This is a genomic window from Hyphomicrobium sp. 802, from assembly GCF_000526135.1.
Taxonomy (GTDB): Bacteria; Pseudomonadota; Alphaproteobacteria; order Rhizobiales; family Hyphomicrobiaceae; genus Hyphomicrobium_B.
The window spans coordinates 643,765-663,769 of record NZ_JAFM01000001.1; the positions used below are offsets into that span (position 1 = coordinate 643,765).

The following is a 20,005-nucleotide window of genomic DNA, read 5'->3' on the forward strand; positions in this document are numbered from 1 at the left end:
ACGGCTCGTCACCCCCTCTCCGGCGTTTCGCCGTGGGGGAAATCGTATTGTCCCGAAGTCCCTCACCTGCCCTTCGGGCATCCTCTCCCGTTCCGGGAGAGGAAAGGTCACTTCCTTCTCCCAGGAGGGGACGAAGCCGTTTCGCGTTTTGAAGAAGTCCCAGCCGCACGACGCGTTACTCCTTCAGCGAGACGGTCAGCGTGCCGGCTGCGGAGCGGGCATAACGCTCGGGCCGGTACATGTCTTCGACGGTTGCCGCGGGATAGACGAACGTGCCGGGCGTCACAGCGCGGACGATGTAGGCAAGCATCGCCGTTGTGGGTGCAGGCTTTACTTGTGACGTGCCATCTGGCTGCGTGATCGTGTTGTCACCGGAGTCGCCGTTCTCTGTATCCGACGATGACGCCACGCTTCCGAAGTTGAAGGCCGCAACGAAACGATCGTCGCGGAACTCAGTATGCTCGGGCGCGGCCGTCGATTTCAGCCACGAGAGGTTCGCGATTGCGCCGCTTTCGACGAGATGCGGGTTTTCGATCTCGAAGCCCGCGGGCAAGCGATCGACGACCATGACACGGCCGGCCGGATCATCCGAAGTGACCTTCACGACCATGACGAAGCGGTCGTTCTGCTTCACGTTCGCCTTGCCGCCGGTCAGGCTTGCGAGATCGATCTTCTTGCCATCGACCGTGTAGGCCTCGCGTTCGATCTTGAAGCCTTTCGAAACCGGCGGTTCGGGCGTGAGTGCTGCACCGAGAACCGAGATCACAGCATCGACGGCGGTGTCGCCGTTGTTGGTGATCGTCAGCGCGCCGTTCTTCAACTCGGCGGGCATCAGACCTTTCAGCAGCGGGCCGTTCACCGGTTTACCGTCGACGGCGAGCGTCGTTGCCTTCACTTCATCGTTCAAAGCCTTCGCGGCAAGCAGCATCCAGGCTTGTTCCTGCGTGGATGTGTACGTGCGCGTCTCGTAGGCCTTGGCGATCACGGTCGCGAGCTTCGGCTGCTCTTCCCGCGCGATGCCGGTTTCAGCGGCGAGCGTGACGAGAGCTGCGCCGTCACGCAGCGTCGAGCCGTAGTCGCTGCGATAGCCGCTATCGGGCGTATCGGGCATTGCGGCGAGGGCTGCGGAGAACGTGCGCTCGGCGCGTTCCTTGTCGCCCATCATCGCGAGTGCGGCGCCGATTTGCGCTTTGGCCAGCGGCGTCGAGAAGCGGTCAATGCGTTCATCGGCGTAGTAGCGAAGATCGCCGATCGGCGCGCGGCCGTTGCGGGCGAGAACATAGAGCGCATAGGCCCGGTCTTCGCCGCCCTTCTCGAAGTCGGACGCATAAGCGATGAAGTTTTGCAGCCGGTCGAGCGCGCGATTGAAGTTCTCGCGCGGCACGTCGTAGTTCGCTTCCTTCGCGCGCGTCAGGAAGTCGGTAACGTAGGCCGTCAACCACAGGTCGGTGCTGTATGGACCCCAGACGCCGAACGCGCCGGTCGAGTCCTGCATTTCGAAGACGCGGCCGATGGCTTTCTGCACGCGCTCCTTCAGCTCTTTGTCCTGTGCGATCCCAATTTGAGCCGCGACCGCATTGGCGACGACGAGCGGCATCGCACGCGACACCGTCTGCTCGGCGCAGCCGTAGGGGTAGCGGTCGAGCTGGGCGAGAAGCGTCGGCACGTCGAGACGCGCGGCCGGTCCGACCGACATGTTGATCCGCGTGCGCGACGGGATCAGGTCGTAAGCGATGTCGGACGAGACGACGAGCTTGCCGCCGGGCTTCAACGACGAAATCGTCGTGCGCTTGATGTCGCCTGCGGGCGGGAAGACATTGAACGTCATCTCCCGCTTGACGGCGATATCGTTCGGGCCGGTGACGACAGCCTTCAGCGTAATCTCACCAAGCTCGGTCGGCTTGAAGACAACGCGCTGCATGATGCGTTCGCCCTGCTTCAGGTCGGCCGTCTTGTCGGCAACGGGAGAGAGCGTTTCGTTGCGGTCGTCGCCGGTTTTCTGGGACAGCGTGAGTTTGTACGGCGCGGCCGGCCCATCGACGTTGTGGATCGAGAAGCCGAGATCGACCTCGTCGCCAAGCGTCATGAAGCGCGGCACGGCGGCGGTCAGCGCGACCGCGTCGCGGACGATCAAATCGCCCGAGCCATGGCCGACCTTATTTTTGCTCCAGGCAACCGCCATGAAGCGGACGGTGCCGTTGAAGTCCGGCAGATCGAACGACACGCTCGCAGTGCCGTCGTCCTTCACCTGTATGATGCCGGAATAGAGCGACACGACCGTTTCGACCGTCGGATTGCCTTGCAGCGCCGCGGTGCCATCGCCGCCTGAGCGGAGCTTGCCGCGGTCAGCGCGCATGCCGTCGATCAGCTTGCCGTAGAAGTCGCGGATTTCGAATGACAGCTTCTGCTGCTGACCGAACCACTTCTCCGGGGCGGGCGTTTCGAAGCGCGTGAGATTTAGAATGCCGAGATCGACAGCCGCAACGACGACGCGGGCGTCTTCGCCGGGTGCCAGGCCTTCGACCTTCAGCGGCACGTCGACGTGCGCGCCGGACTTCACCTTGTCAGGGAGCGTCACGGCAACTTTCAGCTGCTTGCTCGACTGGTCGATCGGTAGCCAGCGGATGCCGATGGCGCGGCCCGGCATGCGCTTTGCCGCTTCGTCCATCGGTCGGTAGAGAATCGCGGTGGCGTAGGCGCCCGGTCCCCAGTTGCTATCGACGGGAATGTCGACTTCGCCGCCGCCCTTGGCGATATCGACCTCTTTCATCAGGTCGAGGCCGGTGCCGAGCACGGCGACGAGCGCCTTGCCACCGAGCTTCGAGGCGATGCGAAGTTTTGCCGTGTCGCCGGCTTTGTAACTGTCTTTATCGAGCGCGACGTCGAGCTGCTCGGGTGAATCGACTGTATCGCCCGATGTGTACCAGCCGGCGTTGAAGATGAGGCTCGAGGCTGGGCCATCGGCATCGTTTGACGCAACGTCGAGACGGTAACGGCCCCACTGGATCGGCTGCGAGATCTTTGCAGCACCGTCTGCGGTTACAGCGAGCGGTCCGCTGCCGATCTTGCGCTTCACGGTGACGGCGTCATAGGTCCACGTGCCGTCGCGGCGATACCACTGCCACGTCGTATCGAGACGCGTCAGCGTCCAGGTGAGATTGCTCGATGCTTCGGCTTTGCCGTCGGAGCCGAGCAGCACGACGTTGAATTCGGCGGGCTGATCCTCGGGCGCTGTCAAGTTGTCGAACAGCGGCTTGATGCCGACGCGTTCGAGTTTCAGATCGACGGGCAGCGTGATGTTGCGCTCGATGGTGCGGCCGCCGTCTTCGCGCAGCTTCACGGAGATCGAAGCTTCCAGCGGCTTCGGCGTTTTCGGCATCTGCGGCAGGGTGATCGGGATCGACGCCTTGCCGTTCTGATCCATTGCGAGGTTCGACGGCAGCGCCTGACGTACCGGCGTTACGAACTCGTCAGCTTGGCCGAAGATATAGCCGGTATAACCGGGAACGTCCCTGGTCGATGCCTTGACGACGACTTCGCCTTCGAGGCCGAGACCAGCGGCGGGCGGGCCGTAGAGATAGCGGCCATCGGCGTCAATCGTCTGGTTTTCGTCCGGCGCGAGTGCCTTGATTTTCGATGAGAGCGTCATGTCGAGGCGTTCGGGGACGAAATCTTCGACGAGGAATGACCGCTCCGCGATCGGCTCTGATTTCGGATCGGTGTAGAGCTTCGCACGCCAGGTGCCGGTCATTGCTGTCTTGGCGAGATGCACGACGTGCGCGCGGCCGCCGAGACCCTGATCGTTCATCAGGAAGCGCGTCTGCTCGACGCCATCGGGGCGGAAGACCATCAGCGTCGCCGGGACGGATGACGATTTGCCGAACTGGTCGCGCACGAGCGCCGTGACGTTCACGTCCTCGCCGCCGCGATAGACGCCGCGCTCGGTATAGACGTAGGCATCGACAGGACCGGACGGATCGCGGCCCTGCACGCCGCGGTCGGAGAGATCGAAGGCGTTGAGTGTCAGATCGAGGAACGCGTATTCGCCTTCGCCTTTCTGCGCGACGAGGATTGCGGGCGCCGAGCCGCCTTCGCCTTTGGTGATCGCGGCGTCGAACTTGGCGTAGCCATGCTCGTCGGTCGTGGCGGTGGCGAGCACTTCGTTGTTTTTGGCAATCAGCTTCACAGACGTGCCGCCGACAGCGATGGCATCGCTCAGCGAGCGGACGAACGCGTGCACGCCGTCATTGCCGCTAAATGCGGTGAGGCCCAGGTCGGAGACAATGAACCACTGCGTCGCGCGCTCGTAACTTTCCTGCTTCTGCTTTTCGGAGGGCTTGGCGACCATGACGTAGACGCCGGGTTCGAGCTTGCCGGTGGCGTCGGTGACGGGCACGGCCGTCGTCACGTCCTCGTTGAGCTTGGAGGTAATATCCATCTGGCCTTCGTAGACCTTGATGCCCGAACGATCGCGAATGTTATCGACGTCATAGCTCGAAAGCTGACGCGCCATGTCGCCGTTTTGCAGTGTCGTCGCGAGGTTGCGGTCGCCGATGCGATAAACTTCAACGTCGATCTTGCTGGTGTTCGTCGTTGTGACCGGAATGCCCTGCTGGCCGCGCGAGGGTAGCACATAGGCTTTGCCGCCGAAGCGGACGTACGGCGTGCGGTCGGGAATGTAGACGGCGATATCGGAGGTTTTCAGCAGTTTCTCGCCGATGTCGGACGGCAATCCGGCACGGATCTGAACCTGATAGCGTTCGCCGTACTTCAGGCCTTCGAGGCAAAGCTGCTTGCCGTCCTGCACGAGGTTTTGCGGGTCTTTGCCGCCGACGGAAATGAATTTCGCAACGTCGGTCTGCGTGCGCGACAGGTCTTCGGAGAACTGCAGGCAGAGGCGCGGCGGCGTCGCGTCGTTGTCGGTCTTGTAGTCGGTCATGCGGAAGCCGTACTGGCCGCGCAGCTTGTCATACATTTCGCGGGTGGTCTGGTCGTCGGCGAGCGCGAGGCTGAGGCTCAGCGCGTCGATCGCGGGACGCCAATAGGAGCGGGCCTCGAGCGTGCGCCCGAGGACGTAAAGCGCGTGGGCTTTCTCGTTCTTATCGGTTGCGCGCTGGTAGCCGGTGTAAGCCGCGCCCGAGGCATAGATCGCAAGATCGTAGCGTTCGCTCGTATTGTTGGGATCAGGCGGAATGGCGAGCAGGGCTTCGGCGAGGCGCGTCCAGGCAGTAGAGTCCTGAGCGTTTGCCGAGACGACATTGGCGAGCGCGCGAGAGGCGGCTCGCGGATCACTCGCAAAGTCTTTTTCGGCCTGAGCTTTCAGCGCGGCGGGCGTTTTGCCGTCCGGTTTCCAGTTGGCCTTGAGATAGGCCTCATAGCGTTTGGCATCGGCGGCGATGCCCTGATGCAGGAACGGTTTGGGATCGGCGCTGGCGGTTGCGAAGGTCGCCAGCATGAGCGTGAAAACCGCCGCAAGGCGCGCGAGGAAAATCATGGGGGTGGCATCCTGTGTGAAAGCCTCGACGTCCGAGTGCGCGAGCACGCGGTCTCGCGCGCTCAACGAAGCTCTGGTGGAGTATCGCCAGTTGGCGTTTCAAGCAAAAGACCAACAAGGTCCAAAGGCCGAAGCGCGGCGATAATTAGGAATTTCCGGTGCTTGCGCGTTCTTGCGGCCTTTTTCTAACGTTGGCTCAGGCAAGCAATTTACCACCGCGCCGAGAGGCGGGGATAAGTTTCATTTTGGGGAATTTTTGAAAGGTGTTCGCCTTCTCCCTTCGGGGGCGAAGTCGAAGGCGTAAAAACGCAAATGCCACCTTCGGCATGAAGCCGAAGATGGCATTGAAGATCTACCGTGTCGCCGACGGCCGCTTAGTTAATGACGCGGGCGCAGTGGGAGCACGTTGGCGTCGTCCGACTGGGCGGCGATGATTTCCGGCGAGAGCGCTTCGGTGCGCGGCAGTTTCCGCGGACGGGCACGCTTCCAGAGCTTCTCGAACGAGGCGAGCGCGAAGACGGCGTTCGTTACGTCGTTGCCGTGGTAAAGCTCGAAGGCATCGCGCTTGGTTGGATCGCGGCGGAGGCAATCGCCGATCCAGACGCGCGTCGATCCGACGGTCAGCTGTTCGTGGGCCGGTGCGAAGCTCGCCTCGCCAAGGACGCGATATTCCACATCTGTGACGTCGAGGATTGACGGCGACGACGGTTCTTCGACGGTGGTATCGCCGACGACAAGGAGAATGCGTGCGCCTGCGATCAGGCCATCGGACCACGCGGCATGAAGCGCACGCGCAGCCGGGCTATCCGGGTTACGGACAAAGAGCGTCAGGCAAATTTCACGTGCCGGATCTTCACCGCGGGCGGTGAAGGCCTCGCCGATGAAGTCCTTGAGCCGAGCTTCCTTATCCGTTCGAGACATCATCATTGGCCGCGAAGGTGAAGCGATGCGCATTTATTCTTTCCCATTTCGAGCCGGTCATGTTCGGTGATCGAACTGCCCCCCGCAGGGCATCCGGTGACCCCATTAAGCCAAGAAGAATGTTAAACAAGCGTTGCGGCTCGGTTCCTTTTAAGGCGAACATCGTTATCCCGTTTTCTATCCAACGCTTTTTCATTCGGCGGCGGGTGGGGCGATGCGGCGAATAAAGGCGCGGTCGTCGTCCGAGAGCTGATCTTCCGCATGAAATGCGACGATCCGGCCGTGATTCTGAGGGGTGGGGCCGACAGGCTGCTCGTCGTCCGCATCGGCCGATATGACGTGCCTTTGCGCATCGAAGGCACGCATCGCGGCTTTTAACGAATCCGGCATAACGGCTTCGCTAACGGGAACGGAAAATGTTGCGGTTTCGCGCTGGAGGGTGACGCTGGCGCGCGGTTCGACGGACCGAGGAATTGTCACGACGGTCGCGGGGCGGGGTTCGGGCAGCGGCGGTGGCTCGCTTGGCGTGGCGCGGCTGGTGTTGCTGTTGGCGGCTTTGACGGTGACATCGGCTTCCGGCTCGGGCTTGGCGACGGGGCGTCTGACGCGCGGCGCTTGCGGCGGCGAGAATTCCGGTTCCGGGCGGTAGATACCGGCATAGGGGCCGAAGCGCGCTGCGTGCTCCGGGTCGATGGCGCCGTTGGGTCTGGCGCCGCGAATGTCGGCGTCGAATTTTGGACGTGGCGCTGGTTCGTCCGGTTCGAACGCGTCCGTTTCAATTTGCTGGGCGGCGTTCGGCGTGTGCTTTGTTTCCGGCGATGGCGTTGACGGCACGGGCGATGACGGCGCGGCATCATGCTCGTCGAAGTCGTTGCGGCGCAACTCGTTGCGTTCGGCGCGGCGGGCGGCACCCATGACGGCGCCGAGGATGATGTCCGACCAGGCGCCGTTCGTGAACTTATAGACGCGGAACGAGTCCGAGTTCGCAAATTTCGAGCCCTGGCGCGCAAGCCGCTTCTGGACGCTGCCGGTCGTCGGCAGCAGCGTGCGCTTAAAAATCTTTTCGCGTTCGAAGCTCGCAAACAAGTTGGCCAGAAGCTGGGCTTCGACGCGCAGGTTCTCGCGTTCGGCCGGATTGAGACGCGGCGGCGCATCGAGCGGCACGGCAACGTAGTAATCGCCATTCATGTCGAAGACGACATGGCGGAACAGCTCGAAGTTTTCGCGGATCTGCTTGTCGCGGTGAATGTCGTTGAAGCGCGACAGGATTTCGATCACCGGTCCGCGCTCGGCGGCTTGCATCTTCGGCACGAGACCGTCGAGACGGCCGCCGGGGCGCTTGCCCATCGAGACGAGGAAGAGGCAGAGATCGACGAACAGCGCGACTGCAAGCGGAACATAGTCGCGCTTCGACAGGCCGGCCGCCCGATCGTCGGCGTTGCGCATTTCGGCAGGGTTCTCGACCGATTGGATCGCCTTCTTCTGCAGTTCGCGCAGTTGGTCGGCGGACGGCGGCATCTTGAACGACAACAGGCCGTAGAAGGTCGTCGTCAGCCGGCGGAAAGCTTCGATGGTTGCTTCCGAGCCTTCGACGGTCGCGATCTCGGGCTTCTGCAACTCCGGCAACTGGTCGATGGCTTTGACAACGCCGTGCAGCGCCATCTGCAATTGCGGATCGGGGCAGGTGACGGTGCCGTTCCGGCCGTCGCTGAAGGTCGTGCGCTCGGCGCGGTCGGCGAGATCGGAACGGATCTGGCGAAGCTGCGGATCGGTGCGGAAGGCGTTGAAGCCTGTTGCCGTCAGGTCAAGCTTGCGTCCAAGCGCGCGCATGAATTCATTTCGCGTTCCGGTCTTGGGATCGAACGTGGACGAGTCCGCTGAGACGATCTTCGTCAAGTCGCCGTTCAGGGCTTCCATGTCGGTCTTCACCGCGCCGATCCTGCCCTTCACGAAGTCCGATGCGAAGGAGAAACGCTGAGCATCGTCTTCGCGCATCTTCCGGCGCGGTCCGTCGCCCGGCTTCGAATTTGGACATGAGGTGCCTTTCGTCTGTTCGAGCTGTGCTTTTTCGGTCGAGACCTGGGTGAGCTGGGTCAGCGTCGCCTGCAATTGTTCGAGCCGCGTCTCGGCGCCGTGCAGCGCGTTCTGGACTTCGGAGACGGCGCTTTCGGCCGAGCGCGTTGCCTCACCGCGGCTTTCGAGAACCTTCCAGTAAAACCCAAAACCGAACCCGATCGAGATCAGCGACAGGAAGATGTAGCCGCCGGCATAGGATAGTTTCGTGACGAAAGGATGCGGGCGAAAGAGCTGGTCGAGCAGCCAGACGATCATCGTCATCAGCATCGCGACCGAGAAGCCGACGATGACGCGATGGACGATTGGCAGATCGCCCATGTTGGCTTCGATCAGTTCGAGCATGCCGACGTAGGTTGCGACCCAGGACAGCGCGCCGAGTCCGACGATGAGGATGGCGCGCTTCCAGTCGCGGGGAGGCTTTTGCGGCGTGTCAGCCTCGGCGCGTGCGTCTGCATAGAGGCGCAGTGAGCCTGCCTCGCCTCCGCGTTCCGCGCCTTTCCGGTTCATGACTGCCAACCCTACCCAAGAGAGGCGTCGAGACTCCGCGGCCAGTCGGCGTTTTTGATGGTTAAACTGCGGCTGAGCAATGTCGGACTGTCGACGAATGTTTAGCGGCGCGATGAATGAAAGTCCGTCATCCCCGACCTTGATTCGCTTTGCTCACTCGGTCGAGGATGACGAAAGTCTTCCCCTCTCCGCATTGAATTGCAGGAATGGGGAGAGGGAGACGAGGTCAGCGGGCGGCGTCGGCGAATTCTTTTGCGGACATGCGCGTTGCAGCGACGGGCACCGTGCGGCGCCGAGGAAGGAAGTCGCGGCGCGGATGCGATTTGGCGTCGTCTTCGAGATCGCGCAGCAAGACGTCGAGCAGGGGTGCTGCGATCTGGGCGGCGTGCAAATGGCGGGCCCAGGGGCGCGATGCGTTTCCGGTCCCGACGAGGACGACATATGAATAAGCGGCGCCGTTCGTGAATTGCAGGCCGCCTGACGCCCAGGTGTCGACCGTCGCGTCGGGATCGAGTGTGACGGAGGTTCCGGTTTTCGCGAAGTGCACACGCAGATCGCCACGGCGTCGTGCGCACCATTGGCTGAGACTTCGGAGCGTGCCGTAAGATTGCCCGCCGGTCTGATAGCAAAGCGGGGCTTCGAGAAGTGCGCGGATCAAGCCGGTCGCCCTCGGGCGGATCAACGCTTTCGGGATGATCGCAGGACTCGCCGCGGCCGCTATTCCGGCGCCGCCTTGGCCTTTCTGCGTGTAGTCGTATGCAGCAATCAGCGTCGGCGGATGGATCGGCTGCGTGCTGCGGCCGATGAGAGACGCAAGAATGAGGCTCGACATGAAGTGGACGCGGCGCGGGGCGGCTGCAACCTGTCCGAGGACGACGGCCGTCGATGGTGGCGTGCCGCCGAGCGCGGCGGCGGGTGGCATCGTGAAACCAAAGCCGTCGATCAGCCGTTTGATCGGCGTTTGCCCGAGTTGCGCGCCGCGAGTGATCAGCGGCGCATTAAGCGAGCATGCAAACGCGACGATCGCTTTGCGGCTGCCGGTGCTGCCGCCCTTGGCGCATGTGTCGAGCTCTTGGGCGGGCGCCTGAGAGTCGGTGTAGAGACTGCCGGGTCCATCGCGGCCCTGGTTGGCGAGCGCGACGGCCAGGATCATCTTGCCGGTCGAAGCGACCTGCCGGCTTTCGAGTGATGGATCGTAAAAGCCGGTATCGGAGCGGCGGGCTGGGAGCGAGCCGAAGTAGGCCGCGGTCTCGCCGGATTCGTAATAGCGCACGATATTGCCGTTGCCGTCAGCCGCGACGACGACGACGTCCGGAAGCGTCTTGTCCGCAGTGACCTTTTGGGGATCGAGCGTGAAGGCCGGGTCGATGCGGGAGGCCCATTTCGTGTCCAGGGCGCTCAGTTCCGCATCGATCTTGTCGCGGAAAGCGAGGTTGTCGCCGATGTCGAAAGTCGTCGTTACGCCGCGGATGTGGTCGCGCCAGGCGAAGCCGTAACGCTGCTTCATTTCTTCGCGGATGCCGAAGCGTGCGGCGGGCAGCAGCAGGTTGGCGCGGATCATCGGGTTGGCTTCGGCGCGTTTCATTTCATGCGGCGCGAAGCGTTCGAGGGCAGCTTCGAGTTTTGGTTTGACTTTCGGATCGGGTGGCCCGCCCGCCAGGGCCATCAGCTCGAAGACGACTTTGCGCTGTTCGGCTTCGTCGGTGATGAGCTTTTCGGCGCAGGTGCGGGCGCGCACCTCTGTGATGTAGCGCCAGCGGTCGAGGCGGACGGCATTCAGGCGGTCGCTGCCTTCGAGCAGAATGATCGGCTTGTTGACGGCTGAGGCGAGCACGAACTGCTCGGCGGTCGAGAGGTCTTTTGCTTCCTTGCCGAACACGACCTGGCTCGTGACTTCGACGCCGTGAAGAGGTTGGCCGCCGGTTCGCTGGGCGAGCCAGATGTGGTTCGCGGCCCATTGCTTCAACAGCGTGTCGTCACCACCGCGCGTGAGGTCGCGGTAGATGACGGGTGCGAGCCACCATTCGCCGAACTTGCGTTTGAGCTTGTCGATGCCGCTTTCGTCGGCGCTCGGCGGAGTTTTGTAGATGACGCGCGCGAACTGCATAGGCAGCGTCGAGCCGCCAACGCCGAGAGAAGGGCGACCAGACGCGATCGTTCGCGTGACGGCGGTCACCGGAATTTTCAGGACGCCGAGAAGGTCGATGCCGAACGGATTGAGCGGACCGCCGAGATAACGATCTTCGTGGTATGAGAGGCAGCGCCAGTATTGCTCCGGCACAGTGCGCACAGGGATCGATTTGTGATCGGGGTTTGCGACGTAATCGCCGAGCGCGATGGCGCTGTCGGTGTAGTTCACATCTCGCAGGCTATCGAGGCGGGGATCAAAGGTGCCGACGAAGTTGCCCTTTGGGTCATAGATCGCTGTCGCGAGCCAGCGCTCGGCGTCGTAGCCGAGTTTGTCGTGCATAGATACGTCTCCGAGGTAGCCTCGGATGGGCGCTGCGATATAGACTAGGATCAGCGCGAAGAAGACGTAGACGATCGCGGCTGTGAAGACGTGACGGAGCGGCCCGAGCTTCGGGTTGAACGCCACCGCCATCATCAGCCAACGCGCAATCCAACGCGGTGCCCAGAGGCAGAAGTCCGCGAGGGCGGTCAGATGCCGCAGAAGACGTAACATCGGTGTCGCAAAGCCGCGCTAATGCCGTCGCCGAGGACGGGCGGCGGCTCAGTACGGATTGTTAGTTGACCTTTGCGGCGTCAACTCAACGGACTCTGGGCGGTTTCGGCGCCCGGAGACGGCAAATATATGGCCTGCGCCGGCAGCCGACTGCTGCAAGCGAGTGATATGACTTGTTGATCGGCAAGCCTGACGGCTCGCCGGATCAGAAGTTGTTCATAAGAATGAAAAGGCCGACGCCAACGGCCGGACCGATGAGGGCCGCAACGACCATCATCACGAATGGTTTCGCCACCATAACTCTTTACCCCGCACTCGAACTTTTAAGTTCTCTCCACTGTTACGCGCGGCCCTAAGCGATGATCCAACCGGTTTGCCCCCTCGGTTGCCGCATCTCATTCCACTGAAAGGAGCCGCCCCCGATCAGCGCTGCCGGGCATAAACCCCTACTTCCCAGCCTTGTCAGAATACAGCCTTGCAAAAAAACTTGACAGAGCCTGCCTCGATTTTGCAGTCGCCGTAGTAGATCAGAGATCACATGGCGATTGATGCTTAACCCATAGGTCAGCGCATCGTTTTCTAATCGGTGATAATTTTATTTTATGCTGATATATCAGCGTCTTGCCGAGTCATCATGCGGTCATGTTCGCACTCGCGGCGGCAAACTCTGGCCGCGCAACATCACACGCCGTGTCATGTTTTGAAACGCGAATTGAACTTATCTAACGTCAAACAGGCGTAGCTGCCGCTCGTCCGTACCGCGGGTTTCGGCGGCCAATTGCTCGATCCGGTCGAAGGGCACCTGTTCGGCGCCGATCAGCGAACGCTGGGCCTTTATCGGCCGCACAAGGCCTTCCTGAACGAGGTGGAATTCACCAACGGTTTGGCCCGGCAGCGCCAGGGCTGGGTCGAGGCCCGATTCCGACTGGAAGGCGGCCTTGAGCTTGCGAAGGGCGGTGTCTTCGCGAACGCGGCCGATGAACCAGCTCGTGATCTGGTCGCGGCTCTTATAATCGAGGTCGCCCGGCGACTGGGTGGCGAGCATCAAACCAAGACCGGCGGAACGGGCGCGTTTCAGCAAGCTTTGCAGAGGCTCTGCGGTCGCAGGCTTTGCGTTGGCGGGAATGTAAAGGTCGGCTTCGTCGAACATGACGACGGCCTGCAGTTCGTCGTTCGGGTTGCGTTGACAGAAGCGCAGCGCTTCCGACAGGAACTGCGAGACCCAGAACAGGATGTTTTCGTTGTCGCCAAGGAAGCCGGTGTAAATGACGGACAGGCGCGTGCGATTCGGGCGCTGATAACGGCCGAGGCCGAGCAGGCTTTCCATGCGCAGGCTTTCGCCGCCGCCTTCAAACAGCGCGGCGTTGCGCAGGCGCAGCGAGTCCAACTGAGCGACGAGATCGCGGCGCAGCTTGCCCGACGGGTCCATGCGCTGGGTCTGGTCGGTCAGCTCCGGATGCTCATCTTCGAGAAGATGGATCAGGTCGGCGAGCGTCACTTCGTTGGTCGACAGCGAACCTAATATGCGCAGCGCCACGGCGAGCACGCCGGACTGCTTCTGGTGGGTCGCGGAATTCTTCAGATGCAGCATTTCGCCGAGAGCGGCGGCCGACAGGTTCGCCAGCAACTGCTGCTCGTGATCGGGCAGCTCGTTGATACCGTTTGGAAGCAGTGTAATCGAGATTGGCCGGCCGGATGCGCGGCCCGGTGTGTAAACGGCGACGTCAATCGCGTCGGCGAGTTTCTCGCGCTCCGAGCGACGGTCGGGCGTTTCGTTTTCGCTCGAACGCCAGACTTCGGGGTTGGCGTAGCTCGCAAGGTCGCCTTTGCGGTCGATCAGGACCGCGGGAATGCCGCGAAGCAAAAGCTGCTCGATGATTGAGAGCGCCAGGGTCGTTTTACCGGAGCCGGAGCCACCGAGGAACGCTGCGTGGCGCTTTAGAACGCTCTTGTTGAGTGTTACGGGACGCGGCCCACGCATGCCGTTTTCGCGCCCTGCGAGAATGCTCGCGCCGTAGCTGCCGTCTTCGTCGAGGATGACAGACATCGGAAGGTCGTCATCGTTGGCGGGAAGGCCAGAGTCGTTGCCGTTCGGGTTCGCGCCACGCGCCTGTTCGTTGGATAGCATGTCGAAGCCGTCGAGCGACGATTGCGGGTCGTCCATCTCTTTGGCGACGAGGCGTGGTACGGGACGGCCGAGCAGATCGAGACGCAAAAGGTGCGTGATCGAGATCAGGCTGGACAATGGCTTTGCGCCTTCCAGCCATTGCGTCATGCTCGCATCGCCGCGATGATGCGCGGTGAACTCCCGTACCGTCATCATGCGTTCCCACTCGGGGATCGGCACGAGAAGCTGACGGCCGCCATTTTCGCGGAATTTCCTGAGCGCCTGGGCCGTCTGGTTTTTCGAGTTCGGGGGGAAGTCGCTCGCGCGGAGCATGAAGCAGGGCTTGCCCTGCATCGATGTCAGCACTTTGTCGAGCTGGCGCTTCAAGGCGCCCCCCTGAGTCTTCCCGTTGCAGATAAAAATGCGCACGTCGTTGGCAAATCCGGTGCGGTGACGCACGGTGAGATCTAGCGCAGGCAGCTCGTCGCCGAGTTCCAGCCTCTTAGTCGTGATCTCGATCGCCCTATTCCATTCTTCGCGTGCGAGCTGCAGAGCGCCGGACAATATATCGACGAGTTCGCCCTCATCGGCGGGCATTTCGGCTTCGCTCTCGTTGGCGAAGCGTTCCCACATTTCGCGGAATTGGACGGCCGACAATGAGCCCGGCGCATCGGGTTCGTCGTTGAAGCCGATTGCCTGGCCAAGCGCTTGCGCCAGTGTCGAGATGAAGGACGGACGCTCAGGCTCCGGCTCGCGGTCATCGCCTTCGGTCGAGGTCGCTTCGCGCAGGCGCGATTGGGCGTGCTCCAACAGGCGACGCGTCGACAGGCCGCCGAACTCTTCGAAGAACTGCGGGCCGAAGAATTGCGAGGCATCGGGGAAGCTCAAGCCGTCGCCGTTGACCTCGGAATGATAGGCAAGACGCTTCGATATTATGAGGCGCGCTTCTTCCGGCGTCCGGCTTTCGCGCAGCAGGACGGGACCGGATTTCTCGATGCGGTCGATGTAGGACTGCGCGACGAGGCTGCGCACCTGGCCGTAGAAATCTTCAAGGCACGAAATGATGATGATCGCATTCGTCAGCCGGTTGGCGATCTGGATGAGATCGCGCACGGCGCGCTGAAAACGATCTTCGGCGTTGTCGAAGAAGCGCAGGTCTTCGACCTGATCGATGCAGAAGACGAGCGCGGCGCGATCAACCGTCCAGACGAGTGCGCCGAGCGCCTTGATGATCTCGAAAGCGCGATCTTCGCCGTCGTTCGGGTCGAGCGCGCTGACGGCTTCGTGCGCAATCGCCGTCAGATTACGGCCGTTGAGATATTGGCGGACGCGCTGGTCGATGCGCGGATCGCGGCGCTGCAGATAGAGAAGCGCGCGCACGATGTTGATGTCGAGTTCCTGGGTTTGGAACTTTTCGCAGGCGACGATCTGGTCGGCGAGACGCAGAATGAGCTGTGCGAGTTGCTTGTCGTCGAGCGTGTCGTCGCGGAGCTTGTCGAGGTCTTCGGAAGAGATCACCTCGGAATCGAGCACCATCCGGTTCGTTAGCCGCGACAGTGCGGATTCGCCGAAGCGATCCGGATCGTAGGGTTTTTCCAGCGAGTGCACGAGGCGCCGCAGATAGAAATCGGCGTAGTTCTGCACGTCGGGCGTCATCTGCGCGTAGCCGAAATAACTTTGGCCCGTGCGATGCGAGTCCGTTCTGAGCGCGCGCAGAAGATGGGTTTTTCCGGCGCCCGACTGGCCGTGAAACAGCAGGATGCGATCCTGCATGTGATAGCCGCGGCCCGAGGTGACGGCCGTCAGCAGATCGTTGAATTTCTGGCGCGCCTTGGCGTGAATTTCCGGCACGTCGACCGGGTCAGCGCGCCAAAGATCATCTTCCCAGGTGATCGAATGCTCGAACGCCTCGCTCAGCTTGTCAGGCGCGAGCGAGGGGGCGAACGTCGACTGTTTGAGGGAAGCGCCTTCAACACCCATTGATCTAATCGAAATGCCTTCAATCTTGAACGCGCACAAAGTGCCAGACGGTGTTCTTGTAGAGGATCTTGGAATCCTCGAGCGATTTGAGATCGCGACCGTCTTTGAGATCAGCGGTCGCTAGTTCAAGCCGGCCAGAGCGATGGGCTTCCGCGAGCATTCCTTTGAACGCAATCTCGGATAAACCCCAGTCGGGTCGTGCGTTGCGAATCGCCTTCCATACCAAAGAGATAAACGCCTTCCGGTTGCCTGGCCAGCCCTCCGCGACAGGACGTGCCGCATCAACAACAGCCTGACAAAATTCCTGCATGTCGGGTGGCGAGACAACTCGCGGTGCAGGCGGCGGCTGGGTTTCGTCGAGCGGCAAACGATCGTTGGCGGGGAGCGGAGGTGGTGTGCGCGCGAGAGGACGTTTCGGCGGTTCTGCACGCTGTTGCGGACGCGACGTCTCAACGCGGGCATTTTCCTCCTTCGGTGCGAGAAGGGTGCGAAGCAGCGCAAGTTCGAGGGCCGCAAGGCTGCCTTCGCGGGCGCTGACAATTTCACATGCAAGCTGGATGACGAGCTTGCCGTCGGTCGAGATTTCGCGTGGTGAGCGGAAGAGTTGACCGGCGAGCAGGCGTCCGGCTTTGGCGGGCAGGCCCGCGCTCTTGCCGAAGCCGGTCTTGATCTTGTTTCCGAAGGCGCGTTCGAGCGCGATGATCGCCAATTCGGAGCGGAGATCGGCAGGCGAGAGAACGCGCCCCGTCGTCTTGCCGAAGTGCCGTTGCACGATGAGCGCGGCGAGGCCCTCGGGCCGGGCCAAGCCCTTGCGGATCGATGGCGTGTCGCTGGCGGAGAGCGCGGCGAGGATGAGCGACGTCTTGGCGTCGCTCCAGGTCGCCGGGAAGGTGCGGGATGCGGCAAAGCTCGCCTCTGCAACCTGGCGTCCCTTGTCGGTGGCGGTCAGCCGGCCGCCCTTCGCCTCCGAGACGAGCTGAGCGCCGGCGAGCGTGCTGAGAGCCAGTTCGGCGGAGCGGCGGAATTCCAGGCCGGAAATCTTCGACGCCAGCAATGGCGCAACGTCTCGTTGCAGATCGGCGCGCGTTGCACTGCCGACCGCGATGCGCAGTAGCAAGAGATCTCGGACCGTGAGGAGCGGCGATGGCTCGTCGTCGGTCTTCAGCTCCGAATGTTCGATGGCTGCAGTCATCGAAAGGTCTCTCCTGGCGCGAATCAAATGCGCTGTCGCGACAACTTTGATGATTGGTCCAGCACTTCCAAGAGCCGGCCGACAAAGACCCACAGCGAGGGAAGGTCGGCGCAAATGCTCACAAACGCTTGCTGCGCCAGCCTTTCGCCGTGCGGCGGTCAAAATCGCGACACCTTGTTGGCGCGATCATTGAGGCGGGGCGGGACAGAGTTTCGTTGAGGGTTCCGGTGTCATGATTGGCTCTCAGGCGTCGCGGCGGCGCGCCAAATGCTGCGAGTCGCATTTCGTTAGCGTTAACGCCCAGTTAACGGATTTCCGGCAATGCTGACGTCAGCCGCCCGTTTCGTGCCGGGAGTTGCCAGAATGTATCGCGTTGCGCTCACCGCCGGGCTCGTAACCGCACTCGCCGGTTGTAGCCTCGGCTCGTCTTCTATCTCGTCAGGATTTACGGAACCCGAAACGACGTCTTCGGTGTCGCCGTCGTCGTATCTGTCGGCGCCCAAGAGCGTCGGACTTGGCGGCGAGCCTTCGACGTCGCGCGGCACGCAGGTCGCGACGCTGGATAAGGCGCCGGCTGGAACCTACGAACGGGCGGAGCCGGGCGTTCTCTCCAATCGCGACTATTCGCACACCGCGCTCAACGCCGAGATGGCGCGCGACGTCATTAATGCCTATCGCAAGAAGTACGGGCTGAAGCCGTTAAAGCTCAATGCGGAACTCACCGAGGCGGCGAAAGCGCATTCGCGCGATCTCGCAAAGTGGGATCGCATTTCGCATTATGGGTCTGACGGCTCCAATCCGTGGGACCGCGTGAAGCGCACGGGCTATAAAGCGCGCTTGACGGCGGAGAACGTCGGCACGGGCCAGATCAACTTCAACGAAGTGATGAAGGGTTGGGAAGAAAGCCCCGGCCACAACAAGAACCTGCTGACGCCGGATGCAACCGGCATGGGTATTGCGCTGGTGCAGGATCCGCATACCGAGTTCAAGTCGTTCTGGACCCTCGTTATCGCCGCGCCGATGTAGGAGTTTTTATTTTGGCGTCGGCGACACGCGTTCCGCGCGCCGGCCGCCGACGCAGAAAATTAAGTTACATCTCGTCGAGACGTTCGCGTTCACGCGTACGGACGAGTTCGGCGACGCCGGTCCAGGCCCATGCGCGTCCCACATCGCCTTTCTGGCCGTGATACAGTGCGAAGAATTCGGCTATCCCCGCCGCATACAATCCGTGTTTGCCTTCGAGGACCTCGGCCATCGCTCCTAGGTCCTGGGGCGGCGGCGTGAAATCCATTTCTTTGTTCATGGTCGCCCGGGCAGGCCAAGTCATCGCAAATTCCTATTCAAGTCGTAGTTGGAAAACTGACGACTCGGGAAAAGCAAGTTTGGAGCCATGTTGCGCGCGGATGCTTTCCGTACGTCCTAAAGGTAGGTTAAACTGAACAGCTTTTGATTGATTTCGGGCGCGTAGACCGAAAAGCTAGGGCGAAAGTCGTATGAATAACGTTTCCGAGGCGTCGGCGCTGGTCGCAGTTGCGATCGCTGTTTTCGTTACCGCTTCGCCCATAATGGCCCGCGAGTGTCCTGTTTTGCGCGGGTGTGCCGGAATGGAACTCGCGCAAGACGCTGCGCCAGACGATGGCGCACCGGACGCCAATTCGGCGCAGCCACCGTCGCAAGCTTCACCTGACGAGGGTTCTTCGGGAGACGATAGCGCCAAGTCGCCGGATGACGATGGAGGGAATGGCGACGACGGCGACAATTCCGATCAGGCGTCGCCGCCGGATTCGGCTCAGCCTCCCGGATGCCCCTTCGACGACAGGCCGCTGGAGCTACTGGTCTAGAGTCAGCGAGCGCTATTGCGGTTAATCGGCCGTCGCGGCAGCGGCGCTCGGCGCATCGCCGCTCGCTGCGGGAGCGCTCGGTGTTGGACCAACCGGTCCCTTCAACGCCGCAGGTTCGGCATTCGCAGCGGCAGCGGCCTTTTCGGCGGCTTTCTTCTTGGCGGCCGCAAGCTTGCGCTTCGACTTGTGCTTGCGTCCGGCGGTATGGCTGCCTTGGGGGTGACAGCCCCATGCCGCGACCGAATCGCGGACGGATTGCACCGTCTTATAGTTCGGGTCCATCGGGTAGTTGTCGATGGTCGAGGTATTGAAGAGCTGCTTCCAGTCGTAGTTCTGGAAACCGTATTCGAGCATGGCCGCGGCGCGGATGGCGCGCTCGTTGCCGGAGGATTCGCCAAGAATGACGGCCATCAGCCGGTGGTCGTCGCGCGTTGCGGATGCGACGACATTGTAGCCGGAATCGCAGGTGAAGCCGGTTTTCAGCCCGTCGGCGCCGGGGAATGTTTTCAGAAGTGCGTTATGGCTGCCGAGACGGCGCTTGCCGATGTGCATGGCAGGCATTGCCCAGTAGCTGGCGTACTGAGGGTACTCGCTGGTCACGGCGCGCGCGATCTTCGCGATATCCCGAGCGCTGGTCAGCTGACCGGGATCAGGCAAGCCATTGGTGTTGACGTAGCTCGTGTGCGTCATGCCGAGGCGTTTCGCCGTCGCGTTCATGCGGTCGATGAATTTCGCTTCGCTGCCTGAGATCGCTTCCGCCAGCATCACCGTTACGTCATTGGCAGACTTGATGATCACGGCCTGCAATGCCTGCTTGACGGTTAAGGTCTGGCCGACTTGCAGGCCGACTTTGCTGGGCGGTTGAAGCGTTGCGGGCAATGAGCAGGGAATTTTGTCGTCGAGATGAATCTCGCCGTTCTTGACTGCTTCGAACGCGACGTAGGCCGTCATCAGTTTTGTGAGAGACGCGGGATGCCAGATGTCGTCGATATCTTCGGCGTAAAGGATCTTTCCCGTCGAAGGCTCGAACAGCAGAGCGGGGCCGGCTGCGGCGGGTGAAGCCGCCAGCCACATCAGCACTGCTGCTACGATGGCCGTCGTCAGTGAGCGCATACGGTCCTCAATATTTCTCAGGCTGGGCTAACATATTCGCACGAACGGGCCAACCGACGGCCCGGACGGCGCGAAGCTTATGACAAGTTGT

The 20,005-nt window shown here is 61.9% G+C and carries 10 protein-coding genes; 2 read left to right on the top strand and 8 right to left on the bottom strand.

From position 1 onward, the window contains the following. Positions 1-175: 175 nt before the first annotated feature. From HYP802_RS0103245 to HYP802_RS0103275, 6 genes are all read right to left on the bottom strand, one after another. On the bottom strand, positions 176-5,494 hold the full coding sequence (locus tag HYP802_RS0103245; protein ID WP_024275121.1) for an alpha-2-macroglobulin: 5,319 nt from the start codon (positions 5,492-5,494) through the stop codon (positions 176-178). 378 nt (positions 5,495-5,872) lie between these two features. Then, positions 5,873-6,448 (bottom strand): hypothetical protein, encoded by a 576-nt coding sequence (locus tag HYP802_RS0103250; RefSeq protein WP_013945712.1) that lies wholly within the window; start codon positions 6,446-6,448, stop codon positions 5,873-5,875. A gap of 159 nt (positions 6,449-6,607) precedes the next feature. Continuing rightward, entirely contained in the window at positions 6,608-8,998 is a 2,391-nt protein-coding gene (locus tag HYP802_RS0103255; RefSeq protein ID WP_013945713.1) for a hypothetical protein, read from the bottom strand. Between the two features lie 226 nt (positions 8,999-9,224). Continuing rightward, entirely contained in the window at positions 9,225-11,681 is a 2,457-nt protein-coding gene (locus tag HYP802_RS0103260; protein ID WP_013945714.1) for a transglycosylase domain-containing protein, read from the bottom strand. A 718-nt stretch (positions 11,682-12,399) separates the two neighbouring features. After that, the gene (locus tag HYP802_RS0103270; protein ID WP_013945715.1) at positions 12,400-15,768 is read right to left on the bottom strand and encodes a helicase HerA-like domain-containing protein; all 3,369 of its coding nucleotides are present in this window, start codon (positions 15,766-15,768) and stop codon (positions 12,400-12,402) included. Between the two features lie 19 nt (positions 15,769-15,787). Beyond that, the gene (locus HYP802_RS0103275; protein WP_013945716.1) at positions 15,788-16,960 is read right to left on the bottom strand and encodes a hypothetical protein; all 1,173 of its coding nucleotides are present in this window, start codon (positions 16,958-16,960) and stop codon (positions 15,788-15,790) included. Positions 16,961-17,281: 321 nt separating this feature from the next. Here HYP802_RS0103275 and HYP802_RS0103280 point away from each other — a divergent pair, with 321 nt between their 5' ends. Then, positions 17,282-17,986, top strand: coding sequence for a CAP domain-containing protein (locus HYP802_RS0103280; protein WP_244420949.1), 705 nt, complete (start codon positions 17,282-17,284; stop codon positions 17,984-17,986). Between the two features lie 64 nt (positions 17,987-18,050). Here the strand turns inward: HYP802_RS0103280 and HYP802_RS0103285 are convergent, their stop codons facing one another. Beyond that, entirely contained in the window at positions 18,051-18,287 is a 237-nt protein-coding gene (locus HYP802_RS0103285; protein WP_013945718.1) for a hypothetical protein, read from the bottom strand. 166 nt (positions 18,288-18,453) lie between these two features. Here HYP802_RS0103285 and HYP802_RS0103290 point away from each other — a divergent pair, with 166 nt between their 5' ends. Then, positions 18,454-18,801, top strand: coding sequence for a hypothetical protein (locus HYP802_RS0103290; RefSeq protein WP_013945719.1), 348 nt, complete (start codon positions 18,454-18,456; stop codon positions 18,799-18,801). A gap of 21 nt (positions 18,802-18,822) precedes the next feature. On the opposite strand, the gene HYP802_RS0103295 is transcribed toward HYP802_RS0103290, so the two are convergent. Next, the gene (locus HYP802_RS0103295; RefSeq protein WP_013945720.1) at positions 18,823-19,914 is read right to left on the bottom strand and encodes a D-alanyl-D-alanine carboxypeptidase family protein; all 1,092 of its coding nucleotides are present in this window, start codon (positions 19,912-19,914) and stop codon (positions 18,823-18,825) included. Positions 19,915-20,005 lie beyond the last annotated feature (91 nt).